Here is a 23,508-nt window from a genome sequence, read left to right on the forward strand (position 1 = left end):
CCGTTCTCAAATGACTGAGCAATAAAAATGGACGGGTTAAATAAATAATGCAACTGAAAAAAATGAATAATGTTTTTTATTTAATTTATTTCAGCGAATTTGAATATGTTTCCGCAATGTATTTCAATCGCTTCGTTCAATAAATTTGAGGTGACGTTTTTTAAAAAATATAAGTTAAATAAATTTAAAGGAGTGTCAATAAACGTCAGCGAGAATTTTCAGAAGAATACAATATAGATAACGTCAATGATCGCCAGCAGCGACCAAAGAACAATGTAGAGCATAAAATGCTCGCGGATGTTATTGATAAGGTAATTCACCAGTCTGCGCATCATGCCTCTATCGCTAAACAGGCCCCGGTTATTCGGAGCCTGTAGAGGTATTATCGATCAAAGCGCGAGAGCGCGAAGGGCTTGAGATCAAACGAAGGTGTGATCCCCTGCGCAAACTGGGCGGCGATTTCACCTAACACAGAGGCAAATTTAAACCCGTGACCGCTGAGTCCGGTTACGAGCAGGGTGTTATCGTGTCCCGGCAGGGTGTCGATGATAAAGTCTTCATCTGGGGTGTTGTCATAGGTGCACGCTGCGCCGTAAAGCAACCCGCCTACGCCCGGCAGGATATTACGCAGGAACGTGAAGGCTTCGGAACCATCCTGCGGATAAGCGCCGTACGGCTTGCGTTCTTCCGCAGAGGAAATTACCTGCCCGCCGTTATGTTTGCCAATCTTGAGCGCGTCTTTTTCCGAGGGAAAACCGTAGAACTGGTCGCCATTGGGTAGCTCGCCTGTAAACGCCGGGAATTTGTTCTGACTGCTGTAACGCCCGTCAGACTGGAACCAGGAGAAGACTTTTCGCACCGGCTGGATGGGCAGGTCCGGCAGCAGTTTCGTCACCCACGTTCCCGCACTCACCAGCAGACGCGTGGCGGTATATTCACCTTCAGAGGTGGTGACGGTTGAACCCTCTGCATAGTGGGTGATGCCCGTGACCGGACAGTTGAACAACTGTGCGCAGCCCGCTTTGGCGGCGAGATCAATCCAGGTCTTAATGGCCGTTTCGCTGTGCAGTACCCCGGAATTGGCTTCAAACAATCCAATGTAGTCTTCAGGAACAGAAATTTCCGGCCAGCGCGCCATGATGCCGTTTGCATCCAGACGCTCGACGTCCAGGCGGTAGGCTTTCGCGCTCTCCTCGACGGTCGCCAGAAACGTGGAGCTGGCTGGCCCCAGGTTAACGACCCCGGTGCGCTCAAAAATGCGATCTTCGGTGAGTGAGGCCAGCTCATCCCACAGCGTCTGAGCCCGAAGCACCAGCGGTACATAACGTTCACCTTCACCGTAAGCGTGACGGATCAGACGGGTATCGCCGTGATGGCTTCCTTCAGAGTGGGGGGGAAGGTGGGCGTCAATCATCAGCACTTTCAGACCCGCCTGCGTGGCGTAATAACCGGCGGCAGATCCTACGGAGCCGCTTCCGATAATGATTAAATCGTATTTCATAGGCTTCTCTTTACTAACGCTTTGTTAGCAGAGTAATTAACTAAGTGGGCTTATACAAGAACGAAATAAATAAGGCACCGCGAGGGTGCCTGTTGAGTGAAAAGGGGCATAAGGTCAATGCCGTTTATACTCATTTTCCTGATAGTCGCCAGATTCTATTTTTGCGATGCCTGCTTCTAAAATAGAGATAAACTGACGGGCGACGTCTGTTGTAAGCCACAGCGTCTGTCCAACTTCCGCTTCGTCACGGTTTTGCTGATTTGAGGTCTGGTAGTGCAAACGCAGCATCAGCGCATCGTAGCTGTCTACGGTGCTGATATCCCAGCCAACAAGCGGATGGGTCTGGATGACTTCACTATTCTTTTCCATTATAACCCCCTTAATGCGTGTTAGAAGACAACGACTTTGAGGTTCAATGCATGTTTTTCTGAAAGCAATTTCAGTATATCAATTAATAAGGGTTCAGAAGGAAAAAATAAACGGGTAGCAACACATTTTTCTGCTTTTTAGGATTGTTCGAACAATAAAACGCCATCTTGTTCACGATTTTCTAAGAAGAGGCTGAAATATTTTGAACTTTCGGGAGACGAAACGAAAAAAAGCCGGGGCGACCCGGCAAAAAAACACAATGAGGGAGCAAATTTTAATCAGTGATGAACCAGTCGTCGGCGCCTTCCCATGTTTCCTGCAAAATTTCGCTGATGCGTTCTTTGTCTTCTTTCGCGCCGCCGATGACGGAAAGATGGTTTGCTGTCGCATAACGTACCGTTACGGCGCCATCGTTTTCAGGAAAAGTGCTGTTAATACGTCGGGATAGTTCACCCGCCAGAGCGTCGAGTGCGCCAGCAGGCAGGACGGTGGATTTGGCAATGGTGACTTCGATACGCATAAATGCCCCCTGTGTAATATACTGTTTATTTATACAGTTATATTGTCGCTTTGACAACAGGGGGCGCGATTTTTTTAGCCTTTTACCGTCCAGTTTACGGTTTCACCGGCCAGGAAGGGGATCAGCGTATCGTCGGTGAGCGCAATCGACGCCTCAACCTGGCTTTCTTTGCGCTCCAGCTCAATGAACGTGTCATTAACCGGCAGGCCGTAGAAACGCGGGCCGTTAAGGGAGCAGAAGGCTTCGAAATGGGCTAACGCATTCATCTCTTCAAACACGGTTGCGTAACTTGCCAGGGCGGTCGGGGCGTTAAAGCAGCCTGCACAGCCGCAGCTCGCCTCTTTACGGTGACGGGCATGCGGGGCGGAATCCGTGCCGAGGAACGCGCGCGGGAAGCCGCTGGCGACCAGCTCACGTAGCGCCTGCTGGTGGATGTTGCGCTTGAGGATCGGCAGACAATACAGATGTGGGCGAACGCCGCCCACCAGCATGTGGTTACGGTTAAACATAAGGTGCTGAGGGGTGATGGTGGCAGCGATCAGCTCGTTACCGTCGCGGACGTACTCTGCGGCATCTTTAGTCGTAATGTGTTCAAACACCACTTTCAGCCCTGGAAGACGCTGGCGCAGCGGCTCCATGACCGTTTCGATAAAACGTGCTTCGCGATCGAAAATATCAATGTCAGCGTGGGTCACTTCCCCGTGCACCAGCAGCGGCATGCCCAGTTTTTGCATACGCTCCAGAACAGGCATGATGGCATCAATACTGGTCACCCCATGGCTGGAGTTGGTGGTGGCATTCGCCGGGTAGAGCTTCGCGGCGGTGAATACACCTTCGTTAAACCCGCGCTCAACTTCATTCGGATCCAGCGAGTCCGTCAGGTAGCAGGTCATCAATGGGGTAAAATCGTATCCGGCCGGAACGGCGTCAAGGATACGCTGGCGATAGGCAATCGCGGCCTCGACGGTAGTGACTGGCGGAACCAGGTTAGGCATAACAATCGCACGGCCATAAATTTCGCTGGTATACGGCACGACGGTTTTCAGCATGTCGCCATCACGAAGATGGATATGCCAGTCGTCTGGGCGGCGGATTTTGAGAACCTGGGATTGTACAGTCATGGAAGCTCCGGCTTGAAAGAGATCAGTCATAAGAGGGCTGTTTTTGCCGGACACAAATCATAAGCGGAAACGTTTTCGTTTGCACACTATTCCGTTAAAAAAAACGGGCGCCTGAGCGCCCGGAGTGTTTAGTCGGTGAAAGGAATGATGATTTCACCCGGCTTCACCTCTATCCCTTTGGCATATTTTTTCGCCAGAGATTCGCCTTTGCTCTTGTCTTCGCTCAGAACATAGGCAGGCTGTTGGTTAAAGTAGTTCTGCAACGACTGGTTGAGATACGGCATCAGCGTTTGCAGCACCGGTTTCATTTTTTCCGGCGTCACAACTGCATCGACGATTTCCATTTCTTGCAGGAAAATGGCCCCTTTCTCTTTATTAAAGACCGGCAGCGCCTTGAGCTTCAGCTTGATATCCGCTTTCTGATTGCCGAAGAGCGAGGTCATATCGAGGCTGGCATCGCCGGAAAGGGTGACTTTGTTAGGCTCCTCGCGCCCAATCTGGCTGGCGAGATTCGTCAGGACGATATGCGCATCCGCAAGGCCGGGCACGCCGATATCTTTTGAAAAGTTATTATGTTTTTCCAGCGCCTGATTAATTTCCTGCTCACTGACGGTGTACTGCGTAAGCTGGTTACATCCCACCAGCAGACCACTGACAATTAACGCAGCGGCAATAACGATCTTTTTCATGGCGTTCCTCAACATAAAATCGGCGCATCTGTCCTGATACGCCAGTATGTCAGGGTGATCCAACAGAAACCAGCAGAAAAAACTGATAATGAAAGGGGTCAGGCGCCAGGCTCCAGCATCCCGCGGGTGCTGCGTTTATCACTGAACTGCCACCAGAGGGCAATCAGCGTAATAAAGCCGACCATGCCGAGCATGACCCACGGCAGCTCCGGCTGATGGAGCGCTTTTCCGGCATCAAACAGCCAGCCGCCACCGGTGTAACCCAGTGCGCCGCCAAGCGCCAGCCCGAGACGGCTGAAGCCCATGTAGCTGCCGCGGGCCCGGGCGTCGGCAAGTGACGCGCTCAGCGTTTCACGGGCTGGCTCGGCAATGATTGAGCCAATATAGAAGGTGCAGATGAGCATAAACAGTTGCTGAAGCGAACTCACCAGGCCGATGGGCATCATGCTCAGCGTCATCAGCAACAGCCCGGCCATCAGACGGTGCTCAAGCCGGAAACGGCGCTCGCTCCAGCGGGCAATCGGATAGAGCAGCGTCAGAGAGAGGCAGGCCTCAATGGCATACATCCATTTCACCGCTGCCGGCGTGCCGGCAATATCGTTAACCATAATGGGCAGCATCAGCATGACCTGCACGGCGAGCATGTAGTAGCCGGTCAGGGTTAACACATAGGTGACGAAGCGTTTATCGCTCAGCACGCGGTCAAGCCCTTCCCGCACAGGCGCCTTCACCGTCGACAGCTTCCACGCGGGCAGAAACAGACCGTTAAACAGCGCGCAGAGAATAAACAACACCGCGCCGGTGGCGCAAACCAGGCGGAAATCGTATTGCAGCAGCCAGCTTCCCAGCAGGGCGCCAACCACCGCGCCAGCGCTGTCCTGCATCATCAAAATCGAGAAGAAGCGCCCCCGGTGTTGCGGACGGATAAGCTTAACCACCAGCGCGGTACGCGGTGGGTCGAAAAGGGTGCCGCCAATCCCGGAAAGGAAACAGGAGAACCACAGCAGCCAGGGTTCATGAGCGATTGCCATGGTGGCGAATCCCGCCGCACGTAACAGCATGCCGGTGACGATCATCGGTTTCGCGCCGAAGCGGTCGGCTATTGCGCCGCCAAACACGCCCAGACCCTGTTGTACAAACTGGCGTAGACCCAGCGCGATCCCGACCATCAATGCCGCCCAGCCCATTTGATCGACAAAACGAATCGATATAAGCGGAAAAACGACAAATAAGCCGAGCACGACCAGCATGTTATCGACGAGCAGGAAATATTTACCCAGGCTCCTGGCCTGTGATACGCGGGACATTTTCCCTCCAGGGAAAATAAAAGATGAGCACGCTAACATTCTGCGGTGTCGCCGGGCTTTTTCCCATACCCGCTGGCGACAATATTTTTTTATCAAAAAGGTGCTTTGATAGAGAGTTCTCATCGAAAAATGTGAAAAGCGATCAAAATGGTATGTCACTGTTTTCACAGAAGGCACAGGCGCAGGTATAGTAAAGCTAACAGGCAGAGCAGAAGCGACGGGAAGGAGTGGTAACGATGTTTGGCTATCGCAGTAATGTGCCAAAAGTGCGTCTGACGACGGACAGGCTGGTCGTTCGTCTGGTGCATGAGCGTGATGCCTGGCGTCTGGCGGATTATTACGCCGAGAATCGCCAGTTTTTAAAACCCTGGGAACCCGTTCGGGACGAGAGCCACTGCTACCCCTCTGGCTGGCAGGCGCGCCTCAGTATGATTGCGGAATTTCATAAACAGGGAAGTGCGTTTTATTTCGCGCTTCTCGATCCGGAAGAGAAAGAGATCGTTGGCATTGCCAATTTTTCAAACGTGGTACGCGGGTCGTTTCACGCCTGTTACCTCGGGTATTCCATCGGTCAGAAATGGCAGGGGCAGGGGCTCATGTTTGAGGCGCTGACGGCGGCGATTCGCTACATGCAGCGCACGCAACATATCCATCGCATTATGGCCAACTACATGCCGCACAATAAGCGCAGCGGCGATCTGCTGGCCCGCCTGGGGTTTGAGAAAGAGGGCTATGCCAAAGATTATCTGCTGATTGACGGCGAGTGGCGGGACCATGTGCTCACCGCGCTCACCACGCAGGAGTGGACCGCGGGTCGTTAAGGAGAAAAAATGAAATATCAGTTAAATGGCACCGAAGCGCGCGTGGTCGGCTGCCTTCTGGAAAAGCAGGTCACCACGCCGGAACAGTATCCTCTGTCCGTGAATGCCGTCACGATGGCCTGCAACCAGAAGACGAACCGTGAGCCGGTGATGAACCTTGGCGAGCACGAGGTGCAGGTTATCCTTGATGAGCTGGTGAAGCGCCACTACCTGCGCACCGTCAGCGGCTTCGGTAATCGCGTCACTAAATATGAACAGCGCTTTTGTAATTCCGAATTTGGCGATTTAAAACTCAGCGCCGCAGAAGTGGCAGTGATCACCACGCTGCTGCTGCGCGGGGCGCAGACGCCGGGTGAACTGCGCACACGCGCCTCCCGCATGCATGAGTTTCAGGATATGCAGGACGTTGAACAGACGCTGGAGCGATTAGCCTCACGCGAGGACGGTCCTTACGTGGTGCGTCTGCCACGCGAGCCGGGCAAGCGTGAAAGCCGCTACATGCACCTGTTTAGCGGCGACGTTGAGCCCTCTGCGCTGGCCGTAGAATCCGACACGCCAGCATCAAACGACAGCCTGACCGCGCGCGTGGCAGCCCTGGAGGACGAGGTTGCCGGGCTGAAGCAGCGTCTGGATGCGTTACTCGCACATCTGGGAGATTAATCGTGACAACATTACGCATTGGTGTTGTGGGGCTGGGAGGGATCGCGCAAAAAGCCTGGCTGCCCGTTTTAGGCGCCGCGTCCGACTGGACGCTGCAAGGGGCGTGGTCGCCCACCCGCGAGAAAGCTGAGCGCATCTGCAAAACCTGGCGCATCCCTTATGCCGGTTCGCTACAGGATTTAGCCCGTGAATGTGATGCGGTATTTGTGCATACCTCAACCGCGACGCACTATCAGGTGGTGAGCGAGTTGCTTAACGCAGGCGTTCACGTCTGCGTGGATAAACCCCTGGCGGAAAATGTACAGGATGCTGAACGACTGATTGAGCTGGCCGCGCGTAAAAAGTTGACGCTGATGGTCGGCTTCAACCGCCGTTTTGCACCGCTCTATCAGCAGCTTAAAGCGCAGTCCGGCTCGTTCGCCTCTCTGCGTATGGATAAGCACCGTACCGACAGCGTGGGGCCGAACGACCTGCGCTTCACGCTGCTGGATGATTATCTCCACGTCGTGGATACGGCCCTTTGGCTGAGTAACGGAAAAGCCCAGCTGCAAAGCGGCACGCTGCTGACTAACGAGCAGGGTGAGATGGTTTACGCCGAACATCATTTTGCCGTTGAGCATTTGCAGGTGACGACCAGCATGCATCGTCGGGCGGGCAGCCAGCGCGAGTCCGTGCAGGCCGTTACGGATGGCGCGCTGTATGACGTCACCGATATGCGAGAGTGGCGGGAAGAGAAGGGCAATGGCGTGGTCGCGTTACCGGTTCCCGGCTGGCAAAGCACCCTGGAGCAGCGTGGCTTCGTGGGCTGCGCGCGTCACTTCATCACCTGCGTGCAGAATCAGACGGTTCCTGAAACGTCCGGGGAGCAGGCTATTCTGGCGCAGCGCATTGTGGAACGACTCTGGCGCGAAGCCATGTCGGAATAACGCGTTGTAACATCTGCCGATAGTAATTCGTTGAAATCCGGTTAGACTAAGCGCCGCTTGTTGGCTTTGCCGGGTGGCGCTAACGCTTATCCGTCCTGGAAATCCGTAGGGTTGTGGAACTTCACGTTAATGAACTTATTAAAATCGCTGGCGGCCGTCAGCTCGATGACCATGTTTTCCCGCGTGCTTGGCTTTGCGCGCGATGCCATTGTGGCAAGGGTTTTTGGCGCCGGGATGGCGACTGACGCCTTTTTCGTCGCTTTTAAGCTGCCAAACCTGCTGCGCCGTATTTTTGCCGAAGGGGCCTTTTCACAGGCATTTGTTCCGATCCTCGCAGAATATAAAAGCAAACAGGGCGAAGATGCCACCCGCGTCTTTGTGGCCTACGTTTCCGGATTACTGACGCTGGCGCTGGCGATCGTGACCGTCCTGGGGATGCTGGCAGCGCCCTGGGTGATCATGGTGACGGCGCCGGGTTTTGCTGACACAGCGGATAAATTTGCCCTGACCACCCAACTGCTGCGTATAACCTTCCCCTATATTCTGCTGATTTCGCTGGCGTCGCTGGTGGGTGCCATCCTGAATACCTGGAACCGCTTCTCCGTTCCGGCCTTTGCCCCCACGTTCCTCAACGTCAGCATGATTGGCTTTGCGCTGTTCGCCGCGCCGCATTTTAACCCACCGGTGCTGGCGCTGGCCTGGGCCGTGACCGTCGGCGGCGTGTTACAGCTTGCTTACCAGCTTCCGCACCTGAAAAAAATCGGCATGCTGGTTCTGCCACGCATTAATTTCAAAGATGCGGGCGCAATGCGCGTTATCAAACAGATGGGACCGGCGATACTCGGTGTGTCCGTTAGCCAAATCTCGCTGATCATCAATACCATCTTCGCCTCTTTCCTGGTGTCGGGCTCGGTGTCCTGGATGTACTACGCCGATCGTCTGATGGAGTTTCCATCCGGGGTGCTGGGCGTGGCGCTGGGGACTATTCTGCTGCCGTCGCTGTCGAAAAGTTTCGCCAGCGGCAACCACGATGAATACTGCCGCCTGATGGACTGGGGTCTGCGTCTCTGTTTTCTGCTGGCGCTGCCAAGCGCGGTGGCGCTGGGGATCCTGGCAAAACCGCTGACGGTTTCATTGTTCCAGTATGGAAAATTCACCGCCTTTGATGCCGCCATGACCCAGCGTGCGCTCGTAGCCTACTCGGTGGGGCTGATGGGGCTGATTGTCGTGAAGGTGCTTGCGCCCGGTTTCTATTCACGTCAGGACATCAAAACGCCGGTTAAGATTGCCATTGTGACGCTGATCATGACGCAGCTGATGAACCTGGCGTTTATTGGACCGCTGAAACACGCGGGGCTGTCATTGTCGATTGGTCTGGCGGCCTGTCTGAACGCCGGGCTGCTGTACTGGCAGCTGCGCAAGCAGGATATCTTCACACCGCAGCCGGGCTGGGCAAGCTTCCTGCTGCGTCTGGCGATTGCGGTAGTGGTGATGGCGGCCGCGCTGGTTGGCATGTTGTATGTCATGCCTGAGTGGGCGCAGGGCACCATGCCTTACCGCCTGATGCGTCTGATGGCCGTGGTGGTGGTCGGTGTGGTGGCGTACTTTGCCACGCTGGCAGTGCTTGGCTTCAAAGTGAAAGAGTTCACCCGCCGCACGGTATAAACGCCAAAAGGGGAGTTCACCAGAAGGTGCTCCCCGCTTCATGACGTGCCGCTACTGCGTCAAATCGAAATCTTTTTCCCACCCGTGATACGTGCCGTGGCCGTCTGACCATCCGCACCGTACAGCCCCGGCTCTTTATAGGGCTTTAACACTTCAAGCGCCTGCTGATTACGGATAATCTGTCCTTCCAGCAGCCAGCCGTTATGCTGGTTGAGATCGCGAAGATGCTGGGTTTTTTCTGTAATGGTCTGCCAGCGTTCGTTGATCTCATCATTGGCGCTGCGTTTCGCGTCTTGCTCAGCGCGTCGCTGTTTTTCCAGATAATCCAGGGTCGCCAGCAGCGAGCTTTTATCTTCAGTTATGCGTTGCAACGCGCTGCCGTTGATTTGACCAGAAGAGAGGTGGTGCTGTTCTGCATCCATCACCGTTTTCAGGTCGTTCAGGACCACCGTCATCTGATCCAGTATTTCTGACAGTCGACTCATACGGTTAGTTACTCTGGAGGAAACTCTGTGCGTCCTGAATCAGCGCATCAGCGATTTTGCTGGTATCCATTTTCAGTTCGCCGTTACGGATAGCCGTTTTCAGCGCTTCAACACGTTCCATATTGATATCGCTGCTGCCTGGCTGCATCAGCTTCGACTGCGCATCGCTCAGCGTGACGCTGGTGCTGTTAGCCGTCGACGTTTTTTCCAGACGCGTTTTTTGCGGGGCAGCCTCATTCGTTTCGCGAGGTTGTACAGTGCTAACCGGCTTCAGGGCTGATGTACGATCAATGCTCATAGTGTTGTCCTCATCGAGGGTTCGCGGCGTTTGCGCCTGACATCATCATTTGTTGAATATTTATCGGCAGTCGCCGCGAAATCTTTAAAAAGATTACAGGTTAATCAGAATATTCCCATCAGGACCGACCGTGCCGCTGACCACCTGGCCTGAGGACATTCTGACCCGGGCATTTTGTGCCACTGCGGCATTATTCAGCGCTTTTCCTTCACTGTTGATACTAAAGCCTTCGCCATTGGCGACCACCATCACCTGTTGTCCCGCTTTCACCCGCCACGCCTGGCGCAGCATGGATAGCTGTATCGCCTGTCCAGGAGCGACATCGCGCAGGCTGACCGCCTCCTGAGCCTGGTTGATATCCAGCATCGTCCGCGGTGGAAGCTGATCCAGACGGCCTCGCTTCAGCGTTACGCTGTCAGGTTGCAGCAGGCTGCCCCGGGGAATGGGAACGGCGGCGACAACATAATTGCCCGTCGCCTGAACCGCAACCTGTAAGTAGCGTTTTTCATTGGCGCAACGCGCCAGCACGTTCACGTTGCCCCATAAGCGGGTGCTGCCGGTCACGCTAAATGACGGGGCTTCGCAGGAAGGGTAAAGGTTAGGCGGGGTGCGCACGGTCACGCGTACGTCATCGCTGAAACCGGCCAGCTTCTGCGCAAAGAATGCATTGAGCTGGTCCTCTAACCCCTCAGCCTGCACCAGAGGGCTTAAAAGCAGTAGGGTCGCCGCCAGGCCACGTTTAAAAGTCCGCATCGCACGTTCCACCATGTCCAGAATTTAGCAAATTCTACCCGCAGTGGTTTTCCATCAACGCAACAAATAGCGACGCATTTTGCGCTTATTCCGTCGATAGGGGAGACGGGGTGAGATTTAAGCTGTGAACTGAAATTTTCTCATCAGCGGAGGAGACATGCTCGATAAACTCGACGCCGCGTTACGTTTTCAGCAGGAAGCGCTCAATTTACGCGCCCAGCGGCAGGAGATTTTAGCCGCCAATATCGCCAACGCGGATACCCCCGGGTATCAGGCGCGCGATATTGATTTTTCCAGTGAACTCAAAAAAGTGATGGAGCGTGGACGTGCCGAAGGAACGGGTGTCTCACTGGCCCTGACATCCTCACGTCATATTCCCGCTCAGGCGATGACCGCGCCAACGACCGACCTGCTTTACCGTATTCCCGATCAGCCCTCACTTGATGGTAACACCGTCGACATGGACCGGGAGCGCACACAGTTTGCCGATAACAGCCTGCAATACCAGACAGGTCTGACGCTACTCGGCGGGCAAATTAAAGGCATGATGACCGTCCTACAGGGGGGCAATTAGTAAATGGCCTTGCTGAATATTTTTGATATCGCCGGTTCGGCATTAACGGCGCAGTCCAAACGACTGAACGTGGCCGCCAGTAACCTGGCCAACGCCGACAGCGTGACCGGCCCTGACGGGCAACCGTATCGCGCTAAACAGGTTGTCTTCCAGGTTGATGCTGCACCGGGTGCGGCAACGGGCGGCGTAAAAGTGGCGGACGTGGTTGAGAGCCAGGCACCCGACAAGCTGGTTTACGAGCCAGGCAACCCGCTCGCGGATGCCAGCGGCTACGTGAAAATGCCGAACGTGGATGTGGTCGGGGAGATGGTGAACTCCATGTCCGCGTCGCGTAGCTACCAGGCAAACGTCGAAGTGCTTAATACCGTGAAGAGCATGATGCTCAAAACACTCACTCTCGGCCAGTAAAGGAGACACGCATGTCCATCGCCGTAAACGTGAATGACCCGACAAATACCGGCGTCAACAGCACCAGCAGTGCGACCGGTTCCAGCTCTCTCACCGGGAGCAATGCCTCCGATTTACAGAGCAGCTTTCTGACCCTGCTGGTGGCGCAGCTGAAAAATCAGGACCCGACCAATCCGATGCAGAACAACGAACTGACCACGCAGCTTGCGCAGATCAGTACCGTCAGCGGCATTGAGAAACTGAACACCACGCTCGGCTCGGTCTCCGGTCAAATCGATAACAGCCAGTCCTTGCAGGCCGCCAACCTGATCGGTCACGGGGTGATGATCCCGGGGACCACGATTCTGGCGGGCACCAGCACTACCGATGGCACGTCCACCACCACCACGACGCCGTTTGGCGTTGAGTTGCAGCAGCCGGCCGACAAAGTCACCGCCACAATCAAAGACGCCAGCGGCAACGTGGTGCGCACGATTGAGATTGGCGAGCTTAAAGCGGGCGTTCATACCTTTACCTGGGATGGCAGCCTGACCGACGGCACTAAAGCGCCTAACGGCTCGTATCAGGTTGCGATTAGCGCCAGCAACGGCACCACTCAGCTGGTGGCTCAGCCGCTACAGTTTGCCCTGGTTCAGGGCGTCATCAAGGGTAGCGATGGCAACAAACTGGATTTGGGTACCTCCGGTACCACCACACTCGACGAAGTTCGGCAGATTATCTAAGCCTTCATACTTATCAGGAGTAAGTCATGGCCTTTTCTCAAGCGGTCAGCGGCCTGAATGCTGCGGCCACCAACCTGGACGTCATTGGCAACAACATCGCCAACTCCGCGACCTATGGTTTTAAATCCGGTTCTGCGTCTTTTGCAGATATGTTTGCAGGCTCTAAAGTGGGTCTGGGCGTGAAGGTTGCGGGTATCACCCAGGACTTCACCGACGGGACGACCACCAACACCGGTCGCGGTCTGGACGTCGCCATCAGCCAGAACGGTTTCTTCCGTATGGTGGATGCCAACGGTTCCGTGTTCTACAGCCGCAACGGCCAGTTCAAGCTGGATGAAAACCGTAACCTGGTGAACATGCAGGGGCTTCAGTTAACCGGTTATCCGGTTGCCGGCACGCCGCCTACGGTGCAAACCGGTGCGAATCCGCAGGCGATCTCCATCCCAACGACGCTGATGGCGGCGAAGTCCACCACCACGGCCTCTCAGCAGATCAACCTGAACTCCACCGATACCGCGCCAACCGTCGCCTTCGATCCGTCCACCCCTGACTCTTACAACAAGAAAGGCACCGTGACGGTGTTTGACAGCCAGGGTAATGCGCACAACATGAACCTGTTTTATGTCAAAACAGCTGACAACAAATGGGATGTGTATACCCAGGATGGAAGCGTAGCGGGTGCTTCTGCAAGAAAAGCAGCACAGATGAACTTCGACAGCAACGGTAACCTGGCGGGAGTTTACAACTACAATGCTGCTGGCGTAATAAGCGCTACGCCAAATGCCACCCCAGCTATCAATATCACTACAGGCACCATTAGCGGTGCGGATCCTGCCGTGTTCTCTCTGAGTTTCCAGAGCTCCATGCAGCAAAACACCGGTGCGAACAACATCGTGGCGACGAGCCAGAACGGCTATAAGCCGGGCGATCTGGTGAGCTACCAGATCAACGATGACGGTACCGTTGTCGGTAACTATTCGAACGAACAGACCCAGGTGCTGGGCCAGATCGTGCTGGCAAACTTCGCCAACAACGAAGGCCTGAAATCCGAAGGGGATAACGTCTGGTCTGCCACGCAGTCTTCCGGTGTTGCCCTGCTGGGTACCGCGGGTTCCGGTAACTTCGGCACGCTGACTAACGGCGCGCTGGAAGCCTCCAACGTCGATCTGAGTAAAGAGCTGGTGAACATGATCGTCGCGCAACGTAACTACCAGTCCAACGCGCAGACCATCAAAACCCAGGATCAGATCCTCAACACGCTGGTTAACCTGCGTTAAGCAGCTGACGGGAAAGCGCAATGGATCACGCAATATATACAGCGATGGGCGCAGCAAGCCAGACGCTCAATCAGCAGGCTGTTACCGCCAGCAACCTGGCAAACGCCTCCACGCCAGGTTTTCGTGCGCAGCTCAACGCGCTGCGTGCGGTGCCGGTAGAAGGTCTGTCATTGCCTACGCGTACGCTGGTCACCGCCTCCACGCCGGGCGCCGACATGACGCCAGGCCAGATGGATTACACCGCGCGTCCGCTGGACGTTGCCCTTCAGCAGGACGGCTGGCTGGCGGTGCAAACGGCGGACGGCGGGGAAGGGTATACCCGCAACGGTAATATCCAGGTAAGCGCCACCGGGCAGCTGACGATTCAGGGGCATCCGGTGATGGGCGAAGCCGGTCCGTTGACGGTGCCGGAAGGGTCCGAGCTGACCATTGCGGCAGACGGGACGATCTCGGCGTTAAACCCGGGCGACCCGGCGAACACCGTTGCGCCTGTCGGTCGTCTGAAGCTGGTGAAAGCGGAAGGCAACGAAGTGCAGCGTGGCGATGACGGGATGTTCCGTCTGACCCAGGCGGCGCAGGCCACGCGTGGCGCCACGTTACAGGCCGACCCGACCATCCGCGTGATGTCCGGCGTGCTGGAAGGCAGTAACGTCAAACCGGTGGAAGCCATGACCGACATGATCGCCAGCGCCCGCCGCTTCGAAATGCAGATGAAAATCATCAGCAGCGTCGATGAAAACGCAGGCAAGGCTAACCAACTTCTGGCTATGAGTTAACAGGACTCCCTATGATCAGTTCTTTATGGATCGCGAAAACCGGTCTGGACGCACAGCAAACCAATATGGATGTGATTGCCAACAACCTGGCAAACGTCAGCACCAATGGTTTCAAGCGCCAGCGTGCGGTTTTCGAAGATTTGCTTTATCAAACGATTCGTCAGCCAGGGGCGCAGTCTTCTGAGCAAACCACGCTGCCGTCCGGTCTGCAAATTGGTACCGGCGTGCGCCCGGTCGCCACCGAGCGTCTGCACAGCCAGGGCAACCTGTCCCAGACCAACAACAGTAAAGACGTTGCCATTAAAGGTCAGGGTTTCTTCCAGGTGCAGCTGCCTGACGGGACCTCCGCCTATACCCGCGATGGTTCGTTCCAGGTGGATCAGAATGGTCAGCTGGTGACGGCGGGCGGTTTCCAGGTTCAGCCTGCGATCACCATCCCGGCGAACGCGCTGAGTATCACCATTGGTCGTGACGGCATCGTCAGCGTCACTCAGCAAGGTCAGGCCGCGCCGGTCCAGGTTGGACAGCTCAACCTGACCACCTTCATGAACGATACCGGACTGGAAAGCATCGGCGAGAACCTCTACACCGAAACGCAGTCTTCCGGCACGCCAAATGAAAGTACCCCGGGCCTGAACGGGGCGGGGCTGCTGTATCAGGGGTATGTGGAAACCTCGAACGTTAACGTGGCGGAAGAGCTGGTGAATATGATCCAGGTCCAGCGCGCCTATGAAATTAACAGTAAAGCAGTGTCGACGACCGACCAGATGCTGCAAAAACTGACGCAACTCTAAGGTGTAGCCCGGTGCGGTAAACGTCGCACCGGCTCCCTGTTTTCGAAGATGAAGGCAATGCAAAAAAACGCGGCGTTTCGTTATCCGATCCTGACTGTTCTGGCCGTCACCCTCAGCGGGTGTGCCTGGATCCCGTCTAAACCATTGGTACAGGGTGCGACTACCGCCCAACCCGTTCCCGGCCCCGCGCCGGTGGTGAACGGCTCTATTTTCCAGACCGCACAGCCGATTAACTACGGTTATCAGCCGCTGTTTGAAGACCGTCGTCCGCGTAACGTTGGCGATACGCTGACCATTGTGTTGCAGGAAAACGTCAGTGCGAGTAAGAGCTCGTCGGCGAACGCCAGCCGCGACGGCAAAACCAATTTTGGCTTCGACACCGTGCCGCGCTATCTGCAAGGGCTGTTCGGCAACGCCCGTGCGGATGTGGAAGCCTCCGGCGGCAACACCTTTAACGGTAAAGGTGGTGCGAACGCCAGCAACACCTTCAGCGGAACGCTGACGGTTACGGTTGACCAGGTTCTGGTGAACGGCAACCTGCACGTGGTGGGCGAAAAACAGATCGCCATTAACCAGGGTACGGAATTCATTCGCTTCTCCGGTGTGGTTAACCCTCGCACTATCAGCGGCACCAACACCGTACCGTCCACCCAGGTGGCGGATGCGCGCATTGAGTACGTCGGCAACGGCTACATCAACGAAGCGCAAAATATGGGCTGGCTGCAACGCTTCTTCCTTAACTTATCGCCGATGTAAGCGAGGTGACCTATGTATAAATTTCTCTTCGCCGTGGCGCTGTCGCTGGTCGCTACCGTTGCGCAGGCCGATCGCATACGCGATCTCACCAGCGTGCAGGGCGTGCGCGAAAACTCGCTGATTGGCTACGGCCTGGTGGTGGGGCTGGATGGGACGGGTGACCAGACGACCCAGACGCCGTTCACCACCCAGAGCCTGAACAATATGCTCTCGCAGCTCGGTATTACCGTACCGGCCGGGACCAACATGCAGCTGAAAAACGTGGCGGCCGTGATGGTGACCGCGTCTTATCCGGCCTTTGCGCGTCAGGGGCAGACCATCGACGTGGTTGTCTCGTCGATGGGTAACGCCAAAAGCCTGCGCGGCGGTACGTTGCTGATGACGCCGCTGAAAGGCGTCGACAGCCAGGTGTATGCTCTGGCGCAGGGCAACATTCTGGTTGGCGGAGCAGGCGCGTCGGCGGGTGGCAGCAGCGTGCAGGTGAACCAGCTGAACGGGGGACGTATTACCAACGGCGCGATCATCGAACGTGAGCTGCCGACCCAGTTCGGCACCGGCAACACCATTAACCTGCAACTGAATAACGAAGACTTCACGATGGCGCAGCAGATCGCTGACACCATCAACCGCAGCCGGGGCTACGGCAGCGCCACCGCGCTGGATGCCCGTACCGTGCAGATCCGCACGTCAACCGGCAGCAGCAACCAGGTGCGGTTGCTGGCCGATATCCAGAATATGGAAGTGAACGTGCCGGTGCAGGATGCGAAAGTCATTATCAACTCCCGTACCGGCTCGGTGGTGATGAACCGCGAAGTGACGCTGGACAGCTGCGCCGTGGCGCAGGGCAATCTCTCCGTCACGGTTAACCGCTCGGCCAACGTCAGCCAGCCGGATACCCCGTTTGGTGGCGGTCAGACGGTAGTGACCCCGCAAACGCAGATTGATTTGCGACAGAGCGGCGGTTCGTTGCAGAGCGTGCGCTCCAGCGCCAACCTGAACAGCGTGGTGCGTGCTCTGAATGCGCTGGGTGCAACGCCAATGGATCTGATGTCCATTCTGCAATCCATGCAAAGTGCAGGCTGCCTGCGCGCCAGACTGGAAATCATCTAAATGCTGACCGATAGCAAACTGTTGACCAGTGCCGCCTGGGATGCCCAGTCGCTCAACGAGCTGAAAACCAAAGCGGGCAAGGATCCGGCGGCGAATATCCGCCCGGTTGCCCGTCAGGTGGAAGGCATGTTCGTACAGATGATGTTGAAAAGCATGCGTGAAACCCTGCCGAAAGATGGCATGTTCAGCAGTGATTCCACGCGGCTTTACACCAGCATGTACGATCAGCAGATTGCCCAGCAAATGACCGCCGGAAAGGGGCTCGGCCTGGCGGACATGATCGTGAAGCAGACCGCAGCCGCTCAGGGGCTCCCGCCTGAAGAGGCCCCGCCGCAGGTGCCGCTGAAGTTTGATCTCGAAAAGGTGACCAGTTATCAAAATCAGGCGCTGACGCAGATGGTGCGTAAGGCGATGCCGAAGCCGGCAGAAACGCGTGACGAGCCGCTCTCCGGCGACAGCAAAGACTTCCTGGCGCAGCTCTCCCTGCCGGCGCGTCTTGCCAGTGAAGAGAGCGGCGTGCCGCACCATCTGATTCTGGCGCAGGCGGCGCTGGAGTCGGGCTGGGGGCAACGTCAGATCCGCAGGGAGAACGGTGAGCCGAGCTTCAACATCTTTGGCGTGAAGGCCACCTCCAGCTGGAAAGGGCCGACCACCGAGATCACCACCACCGAATATGAGAACGGTGCGGCAGTGAAGGTGAAAGCCAAATTCCGCGTCTACAGCTCGTATCTGGAAGCGTTGTCGGATTATGTCGGGCTGCTGAGCCGGAATCCGCGCTACACCGCCGTGACCCAGGCCGCCACGCCAGAGCAGGGCGCTCAGGCATTGCAGAATGCTGGCTACGCGACCGATCCAAACTATGCGCGCAAGCTGACCAGCATGATCCAGCAGCTGAAATCCATGTCTGAGAAGGTCAGCAAAGCGTATAGCACAGATCTCGAAAATCTGTTCTGAAAGTTCTCAAGTCCCGGTGGAGGTTGCCGATAACCTTCATCAGGACTCGTGTCTGAACGTATAAAAGGAACCCCCATGTCCAGTTTGATTAACAGCGCCATGAGTGGCCTCAGTGCTGCGCAGTCGGCACTCAATACCGTCAGTAATAATATTTCAAGCTACAACGTGGCAGGTTATACCCGCCAGACCACCATTCTGGGGGCATCAAACAGCACCCTGACCGGCGGTGGCTGGGTGGGTAACGGGGTCTATGTCTCCGGTGTTCAGCGTGAATATGATGCGTTTATCACCAACCAGCTGCGCGCGGCGCAGAACCAGAGCAGTGGGCTGACCACGCGCTACCAGCAGATGTCAAAAATTGACGACGTGCTTTCTGATACCACAAACTCGCTTTCTGCCAACCTCCAGGATTTCTTTAAAAGCCTGCAAACGCTGGTGAGTAACGCTGAAGATCCGGCTGCACGCCAGACGGTACTCGGGAAGGCGGATGGTCTGGTAAACCAGTTTAAAACCAACGATCAATATCTCCGCGATCAGGATGCGCAGGTCAATACGGCGATTTCTACCAGCGTCGATCAGATCAATAACTACGCGAAACAGATTGCCAATCTTAACGATCAGATCTCCCGGCTGACTGGCGTCGGTGCGGGCGCATCCCCGAATGAACTGCTCGATCAGCGCGATCAGCTGGTGAGTGAACTGAACAAGATTGTCGGTGTGGACGTCACCGTACAGGACAGCGGCACCTACAACATCTCTATCGCCAACGGTTACACCCTGGTACAGGGCAGCAACGCCAGCCAGCTGGCGGCGGTGAAATCCAGTGCGGACCCAGCGCGTACAACAATTGCGTATGTGGATACCGCAGCGGGCAACGTGGAGATCTCAGAAAAACAGATCACCACGGGGTCGCTTGGGGGGCTGTTAACGTTCCGTTCTCAGGATCTGGATCAGGCGCGAAACACCCTTAACCAGATGGCGCTGGCGTTTGCGGATGCCATGAATACCCAGCACCAGGCTGGCTTTGATGCCAACGGGGATGCAGGCGGCAAGCTGTTTGATTTTGGCTCTCCGGCAGTGCTGAGTAACGGTAAAAACACCGGAAGCGCGTCCGTTACGGCCACGATGACGGACAGTACAAAGGTCCAGGCGACAAACTATAAAGTTGAGTACAACGGTACTGACTGGACAATCACGCGTCTGTCGGACAATACCAGCTTCACGGCCAAGCCTGACGCCAGCGGTAATCTGTCGTTTGATGGTCTCAACGTTAAGATTAGCGGCTCAGCCGATAATAAAGACAGTTTCATCGTCAAACCGGTGAATGACGTCATTGTGAATATGGACGTAGCGATCAGCGACGAATCCAAACTGGCGATGGCCTCCGCGAAAGGAAGCGGTGAAAGCGACAATACCAATGGCCAGAAGCTGCTGGATTTACAGAGCGCCAAATTGGTGGGAGGGAACAAAACCTTTAACGATGCTTATGCCGCGCTGGTCAGTACGGTGGGCAGCACCACGGCGTCGCTGAAAACCAGCAGCGAAACCAAAGTTAACGTGGTGACGCAGCTGACCAAACAACAGCAGTCAATCTCCGGGGTTAACCTGGATGAAGAGTATGGCAACCTGCAACGCTATCAGCAGTACTATCTGGCGAATGCGCAGGTGCTGCAAACGGCGAGCACGCTGTTTGATGCATTGATCAATATCCGCTAAGGCTGAGGCATAAAAAATGCGTATTAGTACTCAAATGATGTATGAGCAAAGCATGCGCGGCGTGACGAACTCCCAAAGTCTCTGGCTCAGCTACGGCGAGCAGATGTCTACGGGGAAGCGTATCAACCGTCCGTCTGACGATCCGATTGCCGCCTCGCAGGCCGTTGTGCTCTCTCAGGCTCAAACGCAAAACAGCCAGTATGCGCTGGCACGCTCCTTCGCTACGACGAAAGTCTCGCTGGAAGAGAACGTGTTATCGCAAGTGACAACCGCCATCCAGGCTGCTCAGGAAAAGATTGTCAATGCGGGCAACGGTACGTTAAGTGACGATGACCGCGCTTCGCTGGCCACGAACCTGCAAGGTATTCGCGATCAGCTCATGAACCTGGCTAACAGCACGGACGGTAACGGTCGCTATATTTTTTCCGGTTACAAGACCGAAGCGGCGGCTTTCGACCAGGCGACGGGTGATTATAAGGGCGGCGGAACGCCAATCAGCCAGCAGGTTGACTCCGCGCGCACGATGCAAATTAGCCATACGGGCACTGAAGTTTTCGATAGCTTCACCAGCAATGCCAAGCCAGAGCCAGATGGTAGTGCGCCGGAAACGAATTTGTTCAAGATCCTCGACTCCGCAATTGAAGCGCTGAATACGCCGATTGGGGAGGATGAAACGAAAGCCGAGGCGTTTACGGCGGCTATTGATAAAGCCAACCGTGGCCTGAGCAACTCCCTCAACAACGTGCTGACCGTGCGCGCCGACCTCGGCATCAAGCTGGATGAGCTGGGCAAGCTGGACGCTCTGGGTGAAGACCGCGCGCTGGGTCAGACGCAGCAGATGAGTAACCTGGTTGACGTGGACTGGAACTCGGTGATTTCGTCCTACACCATGCAGCAGGCGGCGTTGCAGGCCTCGTATAAAGCCTTTAGCGATATGCAGGGTATGTCTTTGTTCCAGATGAACAAATAAGACTCTGACCTGTTTGACATGTCTTGAAACTGGGCATGTTTTGACTGCCCAACCCGTCCGGGTTGGGCATTTTTTTTACACACGTTCTGCCTGTGCGGACAGCACCCGGGCGCTTTCAATCACTCTGATAGCCAGCGCAATGGCACCACACAGGGTTGCCAGAGCCACCACGCCAGACCAGCCTGCCAGCGTATAGATATTGCTGCCTAATGCCGAACCCAGCGCCATTCCGATGAAAATGACGGTAAACAGCAGGGCGTTCAGGCGTCCGCGGGCCTGCGGCTCAAGGCTGTAGACCAGGTTCTGGTGGGCCACGAGGCTGGACTGCAAGCCGAGATCGAAACCGACCGCGGAGAGGGCAATCAGGATCAACTGACCGTGTACACCCAGTGCCGGCATCAGGAACATCAGGGCAAACGAGAGGGTCACCAGCGCGGCACCCAGCTGGGTCACTTTACCTGCGCCCAGCTTATCGGCAAGACCACCCGCCAGCGGTGCGGCCAGCGCGCCAGCGGCTCCGGCAATACCAAATCCACCCGCTACGGCACTGCCAAGGTGATACCGTTCCAGCAGCATGACCGCCAGCGTTGACCAGAATGCGCTAAAGGCAATCGACAGAAAACCCTGAGCCAGCGCCGCGCGACGCAGTGCCGGGTAACGACGCCACAGGTGCTCCATGGAACGCATCAGCGCGGGATAGCTCAGCGTGGAGTTAATAGCAAAACGTGGGAGTACGGCCCACATCACCGCGCCGACAAAGGCAATGCTTGCAGCAGCCAGCTGATACATCACCCGCCAGCCAAAGGCTTCACCGACCACGCCGCTGACGGTTCTGGAGAGCAAAATCCCCAGCAGCAGGCCGGTCATCACCGTGCCGACCGTTTTTCCCTGTTTACCTTCCGGCGCGAGGATCGCTGCGGCCGGGACAATATCCTGCGCCATGGTGGCGGCCATGCCAATCAGCAGGCTGGTGAGCAGCAGGGAGTGCAGTTGTCCGGTCAGGCTACAACCCAGCAGGAACAGCGCCAGGGCCGCACTTTTTATCAGGATCAGCGTTCTGCGGTCATGACGATCGCCGAGCGGGAGCAGAAACAGGATGCCCAGGGCATAACCCGCCTGGGTGAGCGTCGGGACCATGCCCATGCCTTCGATGCTCAGATGCAGGTCTGAGCCCATCAGCGGCAGCAGAGGCTGGGCATAATAGATGGATGCCACGCTAAAGCCCGCACCGAGCGCCAGCATTAAGATTACCCAGCGGCTTACGGCCCGGGTGGTGGTTGTGTTCATAAGATGTTCCTCATTCGTCGTGTGCGGCTATTTTTTATCAGTACGCCTTGCGACGGTAGCGGGCGCGGTGGTAAAACGCTTATACGTGTGGCGTATGGGTAAAAATGGTATGAAAAGGTCTGAGCGTATAGATCGGGTAGAACTGATGCGAACGTTTGTTCGCATTGTGGAGGCGGGGTCTCTTTCTGCGGCGGCACGTCAGCTGGCAACAACCCAGGCCACGGTGAGCCGACGGTTGCAGTCGCTTGAGACCATGCTGGGAGTACGCCTGATGCTGCGCACAACCCATACGACCCGGCTGACCGATGACGGCGAACGCTGCTATCAGCATGCCCGACGGGTGATTGACAGCTGGCTGGCGCTGGAAGACGAGGTAGGGCAGACGGAAGATGAACCGGTTGGGGTGCTGAGGGTGCGCGCCCCGCACGCGTTTGGCCAGGATCAGCTTCTGAAACCGTTAACCGAATTTTTACAGCGCTATCCCCAGCTTTCTGTTGAGTGGATGCTTAACGATCGCTCGGTTGATTTCCTCGACGACAACCTTGACTGTGCTATTCGGGTGGGTGTGGAAGTCGATCCGGCAACCGTGTCCGTGCTGCTGGCTGAAGTGCCGCGCTCGGTGGTGGCTTCACCGGAATTACTGGCCCGTTATCCCGCGGTTAAAACGCCGAAAGATTTGCAGCAGCTTCCCTGGATCGCCATCAGCTCTTTTTATCAACGCCATGTGGAGCTTTTCCACGATGCATCATCCGCCCCGGCGCGGGTTACCATTACGCCACGCCTGAGTACAGACAGCCTGTATGTGGCGCGCAATACGGCACTCACCGGGCTTGGCGTGGCGGTGGTATCCAGCTGGACGGTACAGGATGATATTCAGGAAGGAAGACTGGTGCATCTACTGCCAGAGTGGCAGCCGGCAGCGTTACCGGTACATCTGGTTTACCCCTGGTCTCGTTATTATCCGGCGCGCTTGCGGCGTTTTCTGGAGCTGATGCGGCAGATAATGCCGGAGGTCACCGGAATGAGAAAGCCCCTGCAACAGCCATAAA

Annotated in this window: 27 protein-coding genes; 16 read left to right on the plus strand and 11 right to left on the minus strand. The window is 56.1% G+C overall.

Annotated elements, in window-relative coordinates; translation table 11 throughout:
• Nucleotides 1-218 precede the first annotated feature (218 nt).
• The 7 genes from AC4OVU_RS08570 to mdtH form a co-directional block, all read right to left on the minus strand.
• Nucleotides 219-332: a YceO family protein gene (locus tag AC4OVU_RS08570; RefSeq protein WP_003858014.1), complete on the minus strand. Its 114-nt coding sequence runs from the start codon at nucleotides 330-332 to the stop codon at nucleotides 219-221.
• Nucleotides 333-382: 50 nt separating this feature from the next.
• Nucleotides 383-1,501, minus strand: a complete 1,119-nt coding sequence (gene solA, locus AC4OVU_RS08575; RefSeq protein ID WP_110292465.1) for an N-methyl-L-tryptophan oxidase — start codon at nucleotides 1,499-1,501, stop codon at nucleotides 383-385.
• A gap of 114 nt (nucleotides 1,502-1,615) precedes the next feature.
• Nucleotides 1,616-1,870 (minus strand): biofilm formation regulator BssS, encoded by a 255-nt coding sequence (bssS, locus tag AC4OVU_RS08580; protein WP_491928655.1) that lies wholly within the window; start codon nucleotides 1,868-1,870, stop codon nucleotides 1,616-1,618.
• A gap of 274 nt (nucleotides 1,871-2,144) precedes the next feature.
• Entirely contained in the window at nucleotides 2,145-2,390 is a 246-nt protein-coding gene (gene dinI / locus AC4OVU_RS08585; RefSeq protein WP_491928656.1) for a DNA damage-inducible protein I, read from the minus strand.
• A 74-nt stretch (nucleotides 2,391-2,464) separates the two neighbouring features.
• Nucleotides 2,465-3,511, minus strand: coding sequence for a dihydroorotase (gene pyrC, locus AC4OVU_RS08590; protein WP_110292464.1), 1,047 nt, complete (start codon nucleotides 3,509-3,511; stop codon nucleotides 2,465-2,467).
• Nucleotides 3,512-3,639: 128 nt separating this feature from the next.
• A complete protein-coding gene (locus AC4OVU_RS08595; protein WP_017384739.1) occupies nucleotides 3,640-4,200 on the minus strand; it encodes a lipoprotein in 561 nt (186 codons plus the stop codon).
• Nucleotides 4,201-4,298: 98 nt separating this feature from the next.
• Nucleotides 4,299-5,507, minus strand: a complete 1,209-nt coding sequence (mdtH, locus tag AC4OVU_RS08600) for a multidrug efflux MFS transporter MdtH (protein WP_491928657.1) — start codon at nucleotides 5,505-5,507, stop codon at nucleotides 4,299-4,301.
• Between the two features lie 236 nt (nucleotides 5,508-5,743).
• Here mdtH and rimJ point away from each other — a divergent pair, with 236 nt between their 5' ends.
• From rimJ to murJ, 4 genes are all read left to right on the plus strand, one after another.
• A complete protein-coding gene (gene rimJ / locus AC4OVU_RS08605; RefSeq protein WP_003858007.1) occupies nucleotides 5,744-6,328 on the plus strand; it encodes a ribosomal protein S5-alanine N-acetyltransferase in 585 nt (194 codons plus the stop codon).
• A 9-nt stretch (nucleotides 6,329-6,337) separates the two neighbouring features.
• Nucleotides 6,338-6,988, plus strand: a complete 651-nt coding sequence (locus tag AC4OVU_RS08610) for a YceH family protein (RefSeq protein ID WP_110292462.1) — start codon at nucleotides 6,338-6,340, stop codon at nucleotides 6,986-6,988.
• 2 nt (nucleotides 6,989-6,990) lie between these two features.
• Nucleotides 6,991-7,914, plus strand: a complete 924-nt coding sequence (locus tag AC4OVU_RS08615; protein ID WP_017384736.1) for a Gfo/Idh/MocA family protein — start codon at nucleotides 6,991-6,993, stop codon at nucleotides 7,912-7,914.
• 129 nt (nucleotides 7,915-8,043) lie between these two features.
• Nucleotides 8,044-9,579, plus strand: a complete 1,536-nt coding sequence (gene murJ, locus AC4OVU_RS08620; protein WP_017384735.1) for a murein biosynthesis integral membrane protein MurJ — start codon at nucleotides 8,044-8,046, stop codon at nucleotides 9,577-9,579.
• A 59-nt stretch (nucleotides 9,580-9,638) separates the two neighbouring features.
• Here murJ and flgN read toward each other — a convergent pair whose 3' ends face one another.
• The 3 genes from flgN to flgA all read right to left on the minus strand — a co-directional run bounded on the left by flgN (nucleotide 9,639) and on the right by flgA (nucleotide 11,115).
• The gene (gene flgN / locus AC4OVU_RS08625) at nucleotides 9,639-10,064 is read right to left on the minus strand and encodes a flagella biosynthesis chaperone FlgN (protein ID WP_003858003.1); all 426 of its coding nucleotides are present in this window, start codon (nucleotides 10,062-10,064) and stop codon (nucleotides 9,639-9,641) included.
• A 4-nt stretch (nucleotides 10,065-10,068) separates the two neighbouring features.
• Nucleotides 10,069-10,362 carry a flagellar biosynthesis anti-sigma factor FlgM gene (gene flgM / locus AC4OVU_RS08630; protein WP_003858002.1) on the minus strand — a complete coding sequence of 98 codons (294 nt, stop codon included), beginning with the start codon at nucleotides 10,360-10,362 and terminating at the stop codon, nucleotides 10,069-10,071.
• 93 nt (nucleotides 10,363-10,455) lie between these two features.
• Entirely contained in the window at nucleotides 10,456-11,115 is a 660-nt protein-coding gene (gene flgA, locus AC4OVU_RS08635) for a flagellar basal body P-ring formation chaperone FlgA (protein WP_023296301.1), read from the minus strand.
• Between the two features lie 157 nt (nucleotides 11,116-11,272).
• On the opposite strand from flgA, the gene flgB reads away from it, so the two are divergent.
• The 11 genes from flgB (at nucleotide 11,273) to flgL (ending at nucleotide 21,172) form a co-directional block, all read left to right on the plus strand.
• Nucleotides 11,273-11,689, plus strand: coding sequence for a flagellar basal body rod protein FlgB (gene flgB / locus AC4OVU_RS08640; protein ID WP_003857999.1), 417 nt, complete (start codon nucleotides 11,273-11,275; stop codon nucleotides 11,687-11,689).
• A gap of 3 nt (nucleotides 11,690-11,692) precedes the next feature.
• The gene (gene flgC, locus AC4OVU_RS08645) at nucleotides 11,693-12,097 is read left to right on the plus strand and encodes a flagellar basal body rod protein FlgC (protein WP_003857997.1); all 405 of its coding nucleotides are present in this window, start codon (nucleotides 11,693-11,695) and stop codon (nucleotides 12,095-12,097) included.
• Nucleotides 12,098-12,108: 11 nt separating this feature from the next.
• The gene (flgD, locus tag AC4OVU_RS08650) at nucleotides 12,109-12,819 is read left to right on the plus strand and encodes a flagellar hook assembly protein FlgD (RefSeq protein WP_003857994.1); all 711 of its coding nucleotides are present in this window, start codon (nucleotides 12,109-12,111) and stop codon (nucleotides 12,817-12,819) included.
• Nucleotides 12,820-12,845: 26 nt separating this feature from the next.
• On the plus strand, nucleotides 12,846-14,096 hold the full coding sequence (gene flgE, locus AC4OVU_RS08655; protein WP_033487242.1) for a flagellar hook protein FlgE: 1,251 nt from the start codon (nucleotides 12,846-12,848) through the stop codon (nucleotides 14,094-14,096).
• Between the two features lie 20 nt (nucleotides 14,097-14,116).
• Nucleotides 14,117-14,872 carry a flagellar basal body rod protein FlgF gene (locus tag AC4OVU_RS08660; protein ID WP_003857990.1) on the plus strand — a complete coding sequence of 252 codons (756 nt, stop codon included), beginning with the start codon at nucleotides 14,117-14,119 and terminating at the stop codon, nucleotides 14,870-14,872.
• Between the two features lie 11 nt (nucleotides 14,873-14,883).
• A complete protein-coding gene (gene flgG, locus AC4OVU_RS08665) occupies nucleotides 14,884-15,666 on the plus strand; it encodes a flagellar basal-body rod protein FlgG (protein ID WP_000625853.1) in 783 nt (260 codons plus the stop codon).
• 57 nt (nucleotides 15,667-15,723) lie between these two features.
• Nucleotides 15,724-16,422 carry a flagellar basal body L-ring protein FlgH gene (flgH, locus tag AC4OVU_RS08670; protein ID WP_003857987.1) on the plus strand — a complete coding sequence of 233 codons (699 nt, stop codon included), beginning with the start codon at nucleotides 15,724-15,726 and terminating at the stop codon, nucleotides 16,420-16,422.
• Nucleotides 16,423-16,434: 12 nt separating this feature from the next.
• On the plus strand, nucleotides 16,435-17,532 hold the full coding sequence (locus AC4OVU_RS08675; RefSeq protein ID WP_017384733.1) for a flagellar basal body P-ring protein FlgI: 1,098 nt from the start codon (nucleotides 16,435-16,437) through the stop codon (nucleotides 17,530-17,532).
• Nucleotides 17,533-18,486 carry a flagellar assembly peptidoglycan hydrolase FlgJ gene (gene flgJ, locus AC4OVU_RS08680; RefSeq protein ID WP_017384732.1) on the plus strand — a complete coding sequence of 318 codons (954 nt, stop codon included), beginning with the start codon at nucleotides 17,533-17,535 and terminating at the stop codon, nucleotides 18,484-18,486.
• A 75-nt stretch (nucleotides 18,487-18,561) separates the two neighbouring features.
• A complete protein-coding gene (gene flgK, locus AC4OVU_RS08685) occupies nucleotides 18,562-20,202 on the plus strand; it encodes a flagellar hook-associated protein FlgK (RefSeq protein ID WP_017384731.1) in 1,641 nt (546 codons plus the stop codon).
• Nucleotides 20,203-20,218: 16 nt separating this feature from the next.
• Nucleotides 20,219-21,172: a flagellar hook-associated protein FlgL gene (gene flgL / locus AC4OVU_RS08690; protein WP_017384730.1), complete on the plus strand. Its 954-nt coding sequence runs from the start codon at nucleotides 20,219-20,221 to the stop codon at nucleotides 21,170-21,172.
• Nucleotides 21,173-21,247: 75 nt separating this feature from the next.
• Here flgL and AC4OVU_RS08695 read toward each other — a convergent pair whose 3' ends face one another.
• Nucleotides 21,248-22,459, minus strand: a complete 1,212-nt coding sequence (locus tag AC4OVU_RS08695) for an MFS transporter (RefSeq protein ID WP_110292257.1) — start codon at nucleotides 22,457-22,459, stop codon at nucleotides 21,248-21,250.
• A gap of 94 nt (nucleotides 22,460-22,553) precedes the next feature.
• On the opposite strand from AC4OVU_RS08695, the gene AC4OVU_RS08700 reads away from it, so the two are divergent.
• Nucleotides 22,554-23,507 carry a LysR family transcriptional regulator gene (locus tag AC4OVU_RS08700; RefSeq protein WP_491928658.1) on the plus strand — a complete coding sequence of 318 codons (954 nt, stop codon included), beginning with the start codon at nucleotides 22,554-22,556 and terminating at the stop codon, nucleotides 23,505-23,507.
• The last annotated feature ends 1 nt before the right edge of the window (nucleotide 23,508 follow it).

It is taken from the genome of Enterobacter sp. 6722112 (assembly GCF_058661685.1).

Coding starts and splice junctions, on each gene's coding strand:
- AC4OVU_RS08570 (WP_003858014.1), bottom strand. CDS start 332: ATGCGCAGACTGGTGAATTACCTTATCAATAACATCCGCGAGCATTTT.
- solA (WP_110292465.1), bottom strand. CDS start 1,501: ATGAAATACGATTTAATCATTATCGGAAGCGGCTCCGTAGGATCTGCC.
- bssS (WP_491928655.1), bottom strand. CDS start 1,870: ATGGAAAAGAATAGTGAAGTCATCCAGACCCATCCGCTTGTTGGCTGG.
- dinI (WP_491928656.1), bottom strand. CDS start 2,390: ATGCGTATCGAAGTCACCATTGCCAAATCCACCGTCCTGCCTGCTGGC.
- pyrC (WP_110292464.1), bottom strand. CDS start 3,511: ATGACTGTACAATCCCAGGTTCTCAAAATCCGCCGCCCAGACGACTGG.
- AC4OVU_RS08595 (WP_017384739.1), bottom strand. CDS start 4,200: ATGAAAAAGATCGTTATTGCCGCTGCGTTAATTGTCAGTGGTCTGCTG.
- mdtH (WP_491928657.1), bottom strand. CDS start 5,507: ATGTCCCGCGTATCACAGGCCAGGAGCCTGGGTAAATATTTCCTGCTC.
- rimJ (WP_003858007.1), top strand. CDS start 5,744: ATGTTTGGCTATCGCAGTAATGTGCCAAAAGTGCGTCTGACGACGGAC.
- AC4OVU_RS08610 (WP_110292462.1), top strand. CDS start 6,338: ATGAAATATCAGTTAAATGGCACCGAAGCGCGCGTGGTCGGCTGCCTT.
- murJ (WP_017384735.1), top strand. CDS start 8,044: ATGAACTTATTAAAATCGCTGGCGGCCGTCAGCTCGATGACCATGTTT.
- flgN (WP_003858003.1), bottom strand. CDS start 10,064: ATGAGTCGACTGTCAGAAATACTGGATCAGATGACGGTGGTCCTGAAC.
- flgM (WP_003858002.1), bottom strand. CDS start 10,362: ATGAGCATTGATCGTACATCAGCCCTGAAGCCGGTTAGCACTGTACAA.
- flgA (WP_023296301.1), bottom strand. CDS start 11,115: ATGCGGACTTTTAAACGTGGCCTGGCGGCGACCCTACTGCTTTTAAGC.
- flgB (WP_003857999.1), top strand. CDS start 11,273: ATGCTCGATAAACTCGACGCCGCGTTACGTTTTCAGCAGGAAGCGCTC.
- flgC (WP_003857997.1), top strand. CDS start 11,693: ATGGCCTTGCTGAATATTTTTGATATCGCCGGTTCGGCATTAACGGCG.
- flgD (WP_003857994.1), top strand. CDS start 12,109: ATGTCCATCGCCGTAAACGTGAATGACCCGACAAATACCGGCGTCAAC.
- flgE (WP_033487242.1), top strand. CDS start 12,846: ATGGCCTTTTCTCAAGCGGTCAGCGGCCTGAATGCTGCGGCCACCAAC.
- AC4OVU_RS08660 (WP_003857990.1), top strand. CDS start 14,117: ATGGATCACGCAATATATACAGCGATGGGCGCAGCAAGCCAGACGCTC.
- flgG (WP_000625853.1), top strand. CDS start 14,884: ATGATCAGTTCTTTATGGATCGCGAAAACCGGTCTGGACGCACAGCAA.
- flgH (WP_003857987.1), top strand. CDS start 15,724: ATGCAAAAAAACGCGGCGTTTCGTTATCCGATCCTGACTGTTCTGGCC.
- AC4OVU_RS08675 (WP_017384733.1), top strand. CDS start 16,435: ATGTATAAATTTCTCTTCGCCGTGGCGCTGTCGCTGGTCGCTACCGTT.
- flgJ (WP_017384732.1), top strand. CDS start 17,533: ATGCTGACCGATAGCAAACTGTTGACCAGTGCCGCCTGGGATGCCCAG.
- flgK (WP_017384731.1), top strand. CDS start 18,562: ATGTCCAGTTTGATTAACAGCGCCATGAGTGGCCTCAGTGCTGCGCAG.
- flgL (WP_017384730.1), top strand. CDS start 20,219: ATGCGTATTAGTACTCAAATGATGTATGAGCAAAGCATGCGCGGCGTG.
- AC4OVU_RS08695 (WP_110292257.1), bottom strand. CDS start 22,459: ATGAACACAACCACCACCCGGGCCGTAAGCCGCTGGGTAATCTTAATG.
- AC4OVU_RS08700 (WP_491928658.1), top strand. CDS start 22,554: ATGGGTAAAAATGGTATGAAAAGGTCTGAGCGTATAGATCGGGTAGAA.